This is a genomic window from Lentibacillus sp. L22 (genome assembly GCF_040812445.1).
Lineage (GTDB): Bacteria > Bacillota > Bacilli > Bacillales > Amphibacillaceae > Lentibacillus_C > Lentibacillus_C daqui.
Window position 1 is genome coordinate 170965 of the sequence record NZ_JBFNXI010000003.1, and the last position, 12444, is coordinate 183408.

Annotated in this window: 12 protein-coding genes; 2 read left to right on the forward strand and 10 right to left on the reverse strand. The window is 40.9% G+C overall.

Annotation, left to right across the window (positions count from 1 at the left end):
- Positions 1–171: 171 nt before the first annotated feature.
- The 6 genes from ABRT01_RS02700 to ABRT01_RS02725 form a co-directional block, all read right to left on the reverse strand.
- Positions 172–309 carry a 3-hydroxyacyl-CoA dehydrogenase NAD-binding domain-containing protein gene (locus tag ABRT01_RS02700; protein WP_367746264.1) on the reverse strand — a complete coding sequence of 46 codons (138 nt, stop codon included), beginning with the start codon at positions 307–309 and terminating at the stop codon, positions 172–174.
- 221 nt (positions 310–530) lie between these two features.
- Complete coding sequence (locus ABRT01_RS02705) at positions 531–830, reverse strand: hypothetical protein (RefSeq protein ID WP_269409772.1); 300 nt, start codon at positions 828–830, stop codon at positions 531–533.
- A gap of 336 nt (positions 831–1166) precedes the next feature.
- Positions 1167–1307 carry a hypothetical protein gene (locus ABRT01_RS02710; protein WP_269409773.1) on the reverse strand — a complete coding sequence of 47 codons (141 nt, stop codon included), beginning with the start codon at positions 1305–1307 and terminating at the stop codon, positions 1167–1169.
- A 383-nt stretch (positions 1308–1690) separates the two neighbouring features.
- Positions 1691–1945: a hypothetical protein gene (locus ABRT01_RS02715; protein ID WP_367746254.1), complete on the reverse strand. Its 255-nt coding sequence runs from the start codon at positions 1943–1945 to the stop codon at positions 1691–1693.
- A gap of 24 nt (positions 1946–1969) precedes the next feature.
- Positions 1970–2101, reverse strand: a complete 132-nt coding sequence (locus ABRT01_RS02720) for an aspartyl-phosphate phosphatase Spo0E family protein (protein ID WP_269409775.1) — start codon at positions 2099–2101, stop codon at positions 1970–1972.
- 628 nt (positions 2102–2729) lie between these two features.
- Entirely contained in the window at positions 2730–3281 is a 552-nt protein-coding gene (locus ABRT01_RS02725; protein WP_269409776.1) for a TetR/AcrR family transcriptional regulator, read from the reverse strand.
- Between the two features lie 170 nt (positions 3282–3451).
- On the opposite strand from ABRT01_RS02725, the gene ABRT01_RS02730 reads away from it, so the two are divergent.
- Positions 3452–5506 (forward strand): efflux RND transporter permease subunit, encoded by a 2055-nt coding sequence (locus ABRT01_RS02730; RefSeq protein ID WP_367746256.1) that lies wholly within the window; start codon positions 3452–3454, stop codon positions 5504–5506.
- 4 nt (positions 5507–5510) lie between these two features.
- The gene (locus ABRT01_RS02735) at positions 5511–7334 is read left to right on the forward strand and encodes a methyl-accepting chemotaxis protein (protein WP_367746257.1); all 1824 of its coding nucleotides are present in this window, start codon (positions 5511–5513) and stop codon (positions 7332–7334) included.
- A 193-nt stretch (positions 7335–7527) separates the two neighbouring features.
- Here the strand turns inward: ABRT01_RS02735 and ABRT01_RS02740 are convergent, their stop codons facing one another.
- The 4 genes from ABRT01_RS02740 to ABRT01_RS02755 all read right to left on the reverse strand — a co-directional run bounded on the left by ABRT01_RS02740 (position 7528) and on the right by ABRT01_RS02755 (position 12276).
- Complete coding sequence (locus ABRT01_RS02740) at positions 7528–7758, reverse strand: Uma2 family endonuclease (protein WP_269409779.1); 231 nt, start codon at positions 7756–7758, stop codon at positions 7528–7530.
- Between the two features lie 48 nt (positions 7759–7806).
- Entirely contained in the window at positions 7807–8877 is a 1071-nt protein-coding gene (locus ABRT01_RS02745) for an undecaprenyldiphospho-muramoylpentapeptide beta-N-acetylglucosaminyltransferase (protein WP_367746258.1), read from the reverse strand.
- A gap of 671 nt (positions 8878–9548) precedes the next feature.
- Positions 9549–10736 (reverse strand): NupC/NupG family nucleoside CNT transporter, encoded by a 1188-nt coding sequence (locus ABRT01_RS02750; protein ID WP_269409781.1) that lies wholly within the window; start codon positions 10734–10736, stop codon positions 9549–9551.
- A gap of 250 nt (positions 10737–10986) precedes the next feature.
- Positions 10987–12276, reverse strand: a complete 1290-nt coding sequence (locus ABRT01_RS02755; RefSeq protein ID WP_367746259.1) for an NCS2 family permease — start codon at positions 12274–12276, stop codon at positions 10987–10989.
- Positions 12277–12444 lie beyond the last annotated feature (168 nt).

Genomic DNA, 12444 nt, shown 5'->3' on the forward strand with positions numbered 1-12444 from the left:
GCTAGTGTAGCAACATCCCTTATTGTAGCCATGTATCCAACCACTTTCTATTTGAATGATAAACGTAGTGTAACCCGTTACATAAATAGTAAAAAACAAAACGGGTTAGAAAACATGTAACCCGTTAACACATAGAATAAAACGTTTTCATTCCGTTTGTCAATACTTTTTTTATGTATGAGGATGATCATTTATAATTGTCTCTTGGACAATTTCCCTGAAGACATCCTGTTTTAATAACAGTATCTCTGGAACAGCTTCGATAACGAGGTCAGCAGTTGAAACGCTTGCAATACTAGTTGGTGTTATTTACCCTTTATATTTGCATGTCGTTCTTTGAGATCGTTCAGATGATATAACCAAAACAAAGGACTGTTTTTTATACCTACGGGCGATGCTTATTTCTTACTAAATAATTACAACCCGTCAAAAGAGGAAGACAGCTTAAGAAAGTAATCCCTCATAAACCGGCTGTGGGATTGTTTATTGTGGGTATTATCGGAAACGATAAACATTCTGGTTCATCACCATTACGACTCCCCAATCATCTTATTAATATTGTCCTGGTTATCATCGATCCACTTTTGGGCAACTTCTTTTGCATCCGCCCCATCATAAATTTTGTTGGTTAGGGGTACAGTGCTTGTCCAAGCGAATACACCAAATTTAATCATCCCTTCATCCTTACCATCGTCTTTTGCTTCGATATCTGTTGAATACAGGTAGCGATTAATAATAACAGTAAGACAATGATAAAGCTGCCTATGATTTTTCTTTTCACAATGATCATCCTTCCAGAATAATTGTAACTTTCGCTGTCCGAAAACCACAGAAAAAACACGAGAATATGTTTTTCTTTTTTAGGCAATGATTCCATCTCACTTGGAGCTGTATCTTTTGTGATAGTTAATTTTTGAAGGAAGAAAAATACAGTTTTAGTGGATAGCGGAAACAGTTGATGAGAATGGGTGCCGGGGAGGTAAAACATTTGGTTAGACGTAAAACGTATTCTAAACTTGGCTAAGGTGTCTGACCCCAAACTCGTAAGGCTGGAAACTTGGAATAATTTCATATATAATGGATATAGATAAAGGGAGAAGCGCTATCAACACTTCTCCCTGCAACTACTACCCTCCGGGGGGGTGGTTGTCAACAATTATTTACATTTATTGAAAACCACCCTTTTTCTTTCGACGGAGCAGGGTGGTTTTCTCCTTTTCAAGAAAAGCCTTCTTAAAGAAGTGCGTACTGATTGCACGAACAATTCCTTTTAGAACTTCTCTGAAAAAGTCGAAAAACGTTTCCATGATTATCACCTCCTTTCCGATCGATAATGATCAGGAAAGAAGTGCGACAACCAACCACCCTTACCATATACAGTTGCTACTTTATTTTATCACACATTAACATGGTATCATTTAATCATTTTTCGACAAAACATGACATAGTTCAGAAAGCGACAGGCGCCCTACAACATTAAATGCCTTTTTGGGGATCATATAAGAAAAACCGGGCAAACGCCGCCAGGTCCTTTTCTATCCACCAAGACTAGAGAAAATCTGTAATTTATATTCCTGTCCATGTATGCCTTTATAATACACTGGATACATTTCTCCCCCACATTGTTCACAGGTGAATCTCGGTGGTGTAGTCTCCTCCATCCATTAAGTCATAAGGAATTTCCTCCTCATCATGACACGTCAAACAATGATAATTGACAAACGTCTTCTTGGGACGCAGATGGTCGCTTCCTTTTTGCCGTTGAATCATGGTCTCCACTTGGCAGAGCGAAGTATTTGTATGATCCGGTACTGATGCAGATCGGCGAGAAATATAAAAAATTAACCGTTTCATATACCTCTTCAGCATGCACTTTGTATACGCCCAATCCCAATTGTGGGATCTTTATGCTATTATTTACTTGTTTTTTCGTTTGCATATCCATCATGGTTCCCTCCCTATTTTCCAGTTATCGTATCAATGACCAACTTCCACTGCACTCGACCGTTTCTTTATTGGTAAATCCCTTCTTAAATGCCAAATGAATCATTTTCTGTGTCTTTTTGCTAATCGCTTTTGATAAATCGTTTGGTTTATACACTATTTTAATCCTCCGCTAATTTATGAATCCTTGTTCAGTATGCGGGATACACGATTTAAAGTAAGCACCTTTCATAAGGTTGATAAAAGCAGACAAATGAAGCTAGAACTATTATGATAAAATATTACAATTTGATTACAGTTATGTCTTATCTATTCAATATATCTGAAATTTTGCTACAATTAATATATATTCATATCGGAGGTGTCCACGATGAATCCTGTCATATCATATATTAAGCTGACCCAAGAGTTCAAACACAAATTAGGGAGAGACTTAACAAAAAAGGAAAGTGATTTCATAAAGTGGATGGTACATCAAGAACTGGAAAAACAAAGGAAATCCGGGGAAAAATACCCTTCGTAGTCGAATACTGCAAAAATAAAGCAATGATAGGAATGCATCTGCCCCTTTATCAAACTTTTATGACAGGAAGGGATAAAAGGATTGACTCTATGATAGATTGTTACATGAAAACTATACTCCCCTTACAATACAATCGTCACAAATGCCTCATTACATAGCGCTGTCTGTGGATCCAAATATTTTGGACAGATTTTTTAATTCTTTGGCGTCATTCTGTCACGCCTCTGTTTCCCGACAGGATTCCCTCATTGCTAAGAAATTTTCACTCCTTAAACCCAATGCTATTAATCAACTGGGCAATTCGTTTTGGCGACTCATCCATGCCGTTTGCAACCCATTGTTTTATAACATAAATGCTCCCGCTGATGAGAAAGGTTATCGCATATTCGGAAATATCTGCATCTACATCATCGTTGTTAACCAAACTTTGAATCAGAAAGGACCGAGCAACGTCCATCACTCGTTGTTCAAAGGAATGAGCGGTATGTTCATTGAGAAGTGTTTGGATTATTTCATATTTGGAGACAAGATATTCTAGGAGTTTTTCGGTCATCTGTAGTGCTTCTTGTTCCAGCTCGAAATTATATTGATTTAAATAAGCGTTAAGATCCGTGATGATTTCTTCTTCTATTTGCTCGAGCAAGTCAAATTGATCTTTGTAGTGCGTGTAAAAGGTAGAACGGTTAATATCAGCCTGTTCGCAGATTTCTTTAACGGTGATTGCGGAAATTGGTTTGCTCTTCAAAATAGCAATTAAACTATCCTTTAAGACTTGTCGGGTATATTTCTTTCGTCGATCGAGTTTTTTGTTCATCAAATTGTCACACTTTCTTTTTACTTTTTGCCAACATAATTACGGCATGTGTTGGCTTTTATACTTAAATTACAAAACTGTTTGTTGTAAATCCAACACGGTGTCGTATATAATATTATCGTATTTGAACAAATGAAGCAATAAAGTGAAAGGATGAACATAAGACCACAATGACAGAACGTATTATAAAGCATAAAAAATCGATTGTCATCACCTTTATGGTTTTGACGATTGTCAGTGTGGTGGTGCAGTTTGGCGTCCCGGTCAATCATGATATGGTCGACTATCTACCGGATGATGCACCATCCATGAAGTCTATGGATGTGATGGATAAGGAATTCGACGATGACGTGGCCAATACACGGGTTATGATAAAAGACGTCAGCATCCAAGAGGCCCTGGCATACAAGGAAAAATTGGAAGCCATTGATGGTGTTTCCGGCGTCATGTGGCTTGATGATGTGATCGACATCAAGACACCAATTGAAATGGCCGATACGGATACCGTTACATCGTACTATAAAGATGGCGATGCACTGTTCTCCTTTGAAATTGAAGATGGAAAAGAAGTGGAGGCAACAGATGCCGTCTATGATTTAATCGGCAAGGGCAACGCGATGTCGGGGGATGCACTGGATACAGCACTCTCGCAGAAGATGACGGGCGAAGAAGCGATGAATGCCGCATTAATTCTCATTCCCATTGTGATTTTGATTCTGCTGCTATCAACAACATCATGGATGGAACCGATCTTTTTCCTGACAGCCATAGGAGTCTCCGTTCTAATAAACATGGGGACGAACATTTTTATTGGGGAGATTTCCTTTGTGACACAGGCTGTCGCACCAATTCTGCAATTGGCCGTATCCCTTGACTATGCCATCTTCCTGCTCCATAGCTTTACCGATTATCGGCAGACGGCTAAAACTCCGGAAGAAGCGATGAAACTGGCAATGAAGCGGTCATTCCCAGCCATCGCAGCGAGTGCATCGACTACTGTTTTCGGGTTTATGGCCCTGATGTTTATGAAGTTTGGGCTTGGTGCGGATTTAGGCCTGAACCTGCTGAAAGGAATCATACTAAGCTTCATCAGTGTAATGATTTTCCTCCCGGCACTCACGTTGATCTTGTACAAATGGATTGATAAAACGCAGCACCGACCATTCCTGCCAAGCAAATATAATATTGGGAAATATATTATGAAGCTGCGTATTCCGGTCTTATTGATTGTGGCAATTCTTATTGTACCAGCCTTTTTGGCGCAAAGTCATACGAACTTTCTTTATGGAACCGGAGAGCATCCGCATGATACAAGGGCCGGTCAAGATGCTAAGAAAATAGAAGATGTATTTGGTAAATTTACACCAATGGTTCTATTAGTTCCAAAAGGAGATCTGGCACGAGAAGAAGAAATGGTGCAGGATCTGGATGAACTGGATGACGTGAAAAGTACAGTTTCCTATGTCAATACCGTTGGTGCAGGCATACCACCAGAGTATCTCGATGAGTCGGAAACCGAACCATTCTTTTCGAAGCATTTCAGCCGGATTACCTTAAATACCACAACGGATACGGAGGGTGACGAGGCATTTGCCCTTGTCGATAAGGTTAAAGAAATTGCCGCTGATTATTATGGTGATAAATACCATGCTCTGGGAGAGAGCGTTACCCTATACGATATGAAGGATATTGTGGAAAAGGATAATACATTGGTCAACTTACTGACGGTGATTACAATCGCTATTGTTTTGCTTATTACATTTCGGTCCATTTCCTTCCCGGTTATCCTATTGCTAACGATCGAGACGTCAGTATGGATTAATTTGTCATTTCCATACTTTAGCGATTCACCGCTTGTTTTTATCGGGTATTTGATTATCAGTACGGTTCAACTGGCGGCAACGGTTGATTACGGGATCTTATTCACCGAAAACTATACGCTGCTCCGTAAAGAAATGAGTGCTATCGATGCCATAAAGAAGACCATTAATGAGAAGATTTTCTCCATTGGAGTGTCCGCATCTATCCTGTCCAGTGTCGGATTTATTTTGTGGGCAACGTCATCCGATCCAATTGTCTCATCGATTGGTCTGTTGCTCGGACGTGGTGCATTATTGGCGTTTCTACTTGTTGTGTTGTTACTGCCAGCACTGTTGCTCGTATTTGACCGCGTGATTGAAAAAACAACCTGGAAACCAAATTTTTACAAAAGGAAAGAAGAGTGATTCGATGCGATTCAAACAAATAGCAACTGTAATGATGGGTACCGTTCTGGTGTTTGGCTCGCTTCCTGTTTCTGTGTTCGCCAAGGACAATGAGAATGGAGATACGGGATCCGGCAAATACTCCACAAAGGATGAAGCCATTTACGGCAATTTGGGAGCAAATGGAACGTTGGAGAATATGTATGTGGTAAACACGTTTCACGTCACAAAACCTGGCAAAATTACGGATCACGGTAATTATACCAATGTTCGCAACTTGACTAATTTATTGGATATCAAACAGACAGCTGACAATAACGTCCATTTTCAGGCGGAAAAAGGCGATAATGACTTTTATTATCAAGGTGACATGGACAATCAGCCATTACCATGGAATATTGCTATCACCTATAAGCTGGATGGAAAAGAAGTGGATCCGGATAAATTGGCTGGAAAAGACGGATCACTGGAACTCCAGATAAAAACCTCCGGCAATGATGATGTCGATCCAACGTTTTTCGAAAACTATATGATGCAAATCTCTCTGACGCTTGACCCGGCTAAATTTGCGGATATCCAAGCCCCGGATGGAACCAAAGCCAAATCCGGTAAAGATACGCAAGTGACATTTACCGTCATGCCCGAAAAAGAAGAAACCTTCATTGTATCTGCTCATGTAAAGCATTTTGAGATGGATCCGATTGACATTTCGGCAACGCCCGCTTCCATGCCGATTGATGATCCAGATTTGGGCGATGTGAAAGGTGACATGCAGTCATTGTCTGATGCTATTAAGAAGATTAATAGTGGTGTCGGCGATTTGAACAGTGGTATTTCGAATCTGAATGATGGGGCGGCGGATTTGAGCAACGGTTCGAGCAGCTACCTGAATGGCATTAATCAGCTGGACCAATCATCAGGAGAACTGGTTAACGGGTCTTCGGAAATTAATGATGTTCTCCAGCAAGTAAGCGAGGCGGTGCAGGGTGCTCCTGAAGATGCTCCGGACATTAGTCAGCTTGAACAATTGCCTGATGGGATTCGTAAATTAGCAGACGGCTTGGAGCAATCTGCTGACGGACTTGATCAATTGCGTGATAACTATCATAAAGCATACAGCAATTTGGATGATGCCATGAACGAGATTCCAGCTGGCGATATTGATGAGGGCCAATTGAAGAAACTACTTGGAAGTGATGTCGATCAGGAAGTCGTCAACCAATTGATTGAAACCTACAAGGCGGCCCAAAAAGCCAAAGGAACGTATCAAGCGGCTTCTGAAGCATTCGGTGCAGTGACGGAAACATTGGATGACGTTTCTGATTCAATAAGGGAAATGGCTGACAAAGCAAAATCCACTGCAACTGAAATTGAAAACGGCATGGACAACATGAATGGGTTGGATGCGCTGAAAGATCTGCAGTCGGGAGTATCGAGTCTCGCATCCCAATATCAGTCCTTCCACGATGGTTTAGTGCAGTATACGGATGGAGTTAGTGAATTGGCAACTACCTATCAAGATATTAATACCGGTATCCAAGGGCTGGCCGATGGTACTTCCTCTCTTAAAGATGGCGCTGGTGATCTGAAAGACGGTACAGAAGAACTGGAAGATGAGACCAGTGATTTGCCCGGTGACATGCAGTCCGAGGTAGATGAAATGATGGATGAATTTGATACATCTGATTTTGAACCGAAATCGTTTGTATCTGACAAAAATACAAATGTCGACGTTGTACAATTTGCCTTGAAAACCGAACCGATTGAGGTAGAAGAACCAGATAAGAAAAAGGAAACAAAGGACGAGGAGAAAGGTTTTTGGGAACGATTCATGGATTTGTTCCAGTGAAAGACTCCAAAAAAAACAGCCATGCTTCATTCGTATAAAGTAAATTGATAAGGAAAAAATGAAGTGTTGAAAAACAGGAGTGGGTTCTATCCTCACTCCTGTTTTTTCTACTTTTCTACTAAAAAATCTCTGCCAAATCAATAGAAAACCTGCTAAAAACTTGGATGTGATTTCCCCCGTCCCGCATTGTACGTCATTCGGATCGCAACTCAATATCATAAGGTGCCGGAAATAACTCGCAATCCCTTCCATCAAGAAAGTTCCCGAATGAAAGCTGCAACTTACTGGAAATCCGCTGGTGTTTCGTCGATGGTGATGGGGACATATAAACGAGTCCATCAATATATTCCAGCAATGCATCATCTTTTTTGCGAATTTGCCAGTATTCATCTACTGTCATCGGATCATTGCGATACAGATACATACCCTTTTCACACTCCTTTTCCCTATGAAGTTTTGAGCATCCTCTGTGTTACTTCCCTGCTTGCTTAATAATCTCAATCACCCGATTTTTAGCTTGTTCACTTTGATACTTTTTCATATAATCGATCATGATTGGTGCCTGTTCTTTTAGACGGAGCAGCTCTTGAACCAGGTTATCCGCTGAAATTCGTTCTTCTTCCAATACCCGGGCATATTTCTTCTCATGGAACGATCTGGCGTTGACAATCTGATCCCCCCTGCTTGCTTGTCTTGACAATGGAATCAATAGCATCGGTTTCTGCAATGCCAAAAATTCAAAGATAGCATTGGATCCGGCACGTGATAACACAAAATCGGTAGCGGCAAACAAATCCTTCAACGCTTCATTCACATATTCAAATTGGACATATCCATCCCGGTTGATGCTGGAATCAATTTTACCATTTCCGCAAATGTGAGCAATTTGAAAGACAGGTAACAAGTCGTCCAAACTCTCCCTTACTGTGTTATTGATTTTTTCCGAGCCACCACTGCCGCCCATGATAAGCAACACTGGTTTCGGGCTTTTAAATCCACATAGTTTCAGCCCATTTTCCCTGCTGCCCTGAAATAGTTCATCCCGGACAACGGCACCAACGTATTCTGCTTTCTTTTCCGGCAAATAGTTCATGGTTTCCGGGAATGTTGCCAAGACTTTTTTGGCAAATGGAATAGCCAGCTTATTCGCAAGCCCTGGCGTGTAATCCGATTCATGGATGATTGCTGACACACCGCGTAATTTAGCAGCCATGATGACCGGTACAGAAACAAATCCGCCTTTGGAAAAGATAACTGATGGCTTTCGTTTACCAATAATCCGCCATGCCTGCATCGTTCCTTTTAACACTTTAAAGGGGTCTTTCAGATTTTCTTTGGAAATATAGCGACGTAATTTTCCCGTGGAAATCGGATGATAGGTTACACCTTCCAATTGTTCAATCAAGGTACGTTCGATCCCTTTTTTTGATCCAATATAATCTATGTCCCATCCTTCTTGCCGGAACACAGGAATCAATGCCAGATTCACAATAACATGTCCGGCAGTCCCCCCACCGGTAAAAAGGATCCGCTTCTTTTTCATAAAAATGTCTTCCTTTCTAAAGAACAAAGGTGGAAGCGCCCGGTTAGCAACGTACAAACTGGAAGACTCCTGACGAGATAAAGGAAACACGATGAGCGATCAGCGAATCGATGTTGACTTATCGTAGGAAGGCGTCTGAAGTTTGCTAGTTGCTGGGCGCTGGAGCCAGACGAGGCTCGCCCTGTTCTAAACTGAGTAAAGCGCAAATTTTCATATTTTCTTTTCTAATCTTAAAACGAATATGCTGTTGCGATCATCTTTAATCCTACTGGAAAATCAACAAAAACGGAAGAAAAATAACCCGTGCCAGGCACGCGAACATTCTGAATAGTTTCGGTTCCTGGCACGCATATATTTATCGCAGTGTAACTGGCTGTAAGACTCTCACTTCAAGAATAGAGAAAATATAAAAATTCTAAGTGAGAGATCCAACAGCCAGTAACGGCCCAATTGGTTCAACTAACCTTCAGTGGGGGGATGAAAAGAAAACCCCACTGAAGGAAGTTTCACTTTATAGAGGATGTTCAAAAAGTCCGGTAAAAATGACACGTCGAATTTCGTCGTTGGCTTGCTTTTCCGCTCCTCATGTACCTTTTATGTACACTCCGGTGCTCAAAGCTACGCCGCCTTGAACTTCTCGGTCCTTTTTATCCTCCTTTTTGAACACGCACTTATAAGAATAACCCGGCAACGGTTGCTGATAAAATGGAAGCAAGTGTTGCTCCAACCAACAATTTCAGGCCAAATGACGAAACTTGCGCTGCCTTTTTTTGATCAATACCTTGTACAGTACCGGCGATAATTCCAATCGATGAAAAGTTGGCAAAGCTCGTCAGGAACACCGTTACAATCCCAATTGTTTTTTCCGACATTTGCCCAAGCATCGATTGGAAATCAAGCATGGCAACAAATTCATTGGTAACAATTTTGGTTCCCATCACGCCACCAGCTTGAATGACCTCACTTGGCGAAATACCCATTAAAATCCCGAGCGGTGAAAGTATATAACCAAGAATTTCTTGCAAAGTGACACCCGCGAAAATGAGCTGGATCAGCCAATTCACCAGGTCTAGTGACGCAATAAAAGCAATCAGCATGGCAGCAACGATTAATGCTACCTTCCCCCCGTCCAGTGCACCATTTCCCATTGCTTCAAAGATACTTCCATCTTGGGAAACATCTTTCACATCAACCTTATCCTCGGCTTTAGGTACCTTGACCGGTGCAATAATTGATGCGATCATCACTGCACTAAACATGTTTAGCGGCAATGCAACCAGTACATATTGCGCCGGAAGAATTTGAATGTACGAACCAACAATGGATGCCGACACCGATCCTATCGCCGAAGCACTGACAATATACAACCGGTTTTTATCCAAATGATGAAACTGCGATTTAATCGCCAATAGCGCTTCTGACTGACCGAAAAAAACACTGTTCACCGCGTTAAACGATTCAACCTTTGGTACTCCGGTAATTTTAGACAAAATTCCGCCAATATATTTAATAATCAATGGCAAAATTTTCAAGTAAGTAAGAACAGATAAAAGGGTAGAGAAAAATATAATTAATAATAGAACATTAAAGAAAAACACACCACCCTCTTCCAAATTAAAACCACCCACAACAAAATTAATGCCGTCTTGGCCAAATTCTATCAACTTATTAAAACCGGCAGAAATACCATTAATGATTTTTTGGCCCATTCCCGTTGAAAACATAAACCAGGTGATCAGCAGCTGACACACTAACATAACGATAATTCCTTGGTAATTAATATTCTTCTTGTCATTCGACATCAAATATGACAAACCAAGAACGACAATAATTGCAACAAGTCCCAGCAGAATATCCACGGGCAACCTCCTCCAGACTAAAAATAATTGTAGAATACACATACAATTGTAAATGCTTTGGTTTACACCGATCGACAAATTACAACCCCATACGTTTCCATTCAACATTTTAACAAGATATCCGCCACTAGGCAACTAGAAAGTGTAAACGGTTCCTTTCCTCCAAACCATTACAGCTTGTTTTCTCCTCTTGATACGGACTATTTGTATTGCTCAGCTCAATCAAAATGAATCACTCCTACAGATAATCCTAGTGCGCTGGGAAGAAAACTATTTGCAGGACAAAGATGACCCCAAATAGGTAAAGAATCCAATGAACATCTTTTCCTTTGCCACTTACCAATTTCAATAAAGGGTAGGTTATAAATCCGATCGAGATCCCTGTAGCAATGCTTGACGTCAATGGCATTGTCAGGATAATTGCAAATGCCGGAAAAGCCTCGTCGAACGATTTCCAATTGATTCGTGCCAGCCCTTCCATCATGAAACAACCTACAATGATTAATATCGGAGCAGTAATCGCAGACAAGTCGGCAATCGCACCAATAATCGGCGTAAAAAATATCGAAATAGCAAACAAAATAGCGACAACAACCGAGGTTAACCCGGTTCTTCCCCCTGCTGCTACACCTGACGTTGATTCAACATATGCCGTGGATGGACTGGTCCCAAACATGGAGCCGATGGTTGTTGCCGTTGCATCAGCCATTAGCGCTGATTTGGCTTGTGGCAGCTTGCCGTTTTTCATAAAACCAGCCTGTTCAGCGACCCCGATTAACGTGCCCGTCGTGTCGAAAATTGTGACAAGTAAAAAGGCAAAAACAACTGTATAGAGCCCATTACTAAACACACCGGAAATATCTATATCGAAAAACACGGGAGCTGGTGGCGCAGAGATAAATCCATGAAACGACAATTGCCCAGTAAAAAAGCCAATAACACCGGTTACGACCATCCCGATAAACAAGGCTCCCGGTACATTCCACGTCATTAGAATTAATGTGATAAACAGCCCTGCCAATGTTAATACAGTTCCGGGAGCATGTAAATCACCAAATGCCACCATTGTTTCTTCATTAGGTACGACGATTCCGGACATTTTCAATCCCATAAAAGCGATAAACAAGCCAATCCCGGAAGTAATACCGAACTTCAATGATGGCGGAATGGCTTCGATTAGCGTTTCGCGCAATGTCGTCAAACTTAAGATAATAAACACAATACCCGCCAAAAATACAGTTCCAAATATAACCTGATACGATAAACCTTGCGTAGCTACCACACTGGCAAAATAAGCATTCATTCCCATCCCTGGTGCAATGGCAATCGGATAATTCGCAAAAAGCGCCATGCATAACGTACCTATGACAGCTGATATAACGGTAGCCATAAACACTTGATTAAACGGTACGCCCGCAGCTGATAGAATAGCCGGATTGACAACGATAATATAAACCATCGTCAAAAAAGTTGTCACACCGCCAACTATTTCAGTTTGGATATTTGTATGATTCTGTTTTAATTTAAATAATCTTTCCATCACACACACCTTCATTTACGAATGATTATAGCAACTATTTAATATAATATTCGTTTTACGTTATTTATGCAATAGACATTTCAGAAAAAAATGAGGCTGGGACATAACTAGCCAAAAATAGTAAATAAAAAGGTTCCAAGCAAATCAAAAGTTTGCTTGGAACCTTTT

What these genes read in the sequence shown, in the direction of transcription:
- ABRT01_RS02740 (WP_269409779.1), bottom strand. Translation starts at nt 7,758, where the DNA reads ATGTATCTGTATCGCAATGATCCGATGACAGTAGATGAATACTGGCAA.
- ABRT01_RS02710 (WP_269409773.1), bottom strand. Translation starts at nt 1,307, where the DNA reads ATGGAAACGTTTTTCGACTTTTTCAGAGAAGTTCTAAAAGGAATTGTT.
- ABRT01_RS02735 (WP_367746257.1), top strand. Translation starts at nt 5,511, where the DNA reads ATGCGATTCAAACAAATAGCAACTGTAATGATGGGTACCGTTCTGGTG.
- ABRT01_RS02745 (WP_367746258.1), bottom strand. Translation starts at nt 8,877, where the DNA reads ATGAAAAAGAAGCGGATCCTTTTTACCGGTGGGGGGACTGCCGGACAT.
- ABRT01_RS02725 (WP_269409776.1), bottom strand. Translation starts at nt 3,281, where the DNA reads ATGAACAAAAAACTCGATCGACGAAAGAAATATACCCGACAAGTCTTA.
- ABRT01_RS02755 (WP_367746259.1), bottom strand. Translation starts at nt 12,276, where the DNA reads ATGGAAAGATTATTTAAATTAAAACAGAATCATACAAATATCCAAACT.
- ABRT01_RS02715 (WP_367746254.1), bottom strand. Translation starts at nt 1,945, where the DNA reads ATGGATATGCAAACGAAAAAACAAGTAAATAATAGCATAAAGATCCCA.
- ABRT01_RS02730 (WP_367746256.1), top strand. Translation starts at nt 3,452, where the DNA reads ATGACAGAACGTATTATAAAGCATAAAAAATCGATTGTCATCACCTTT.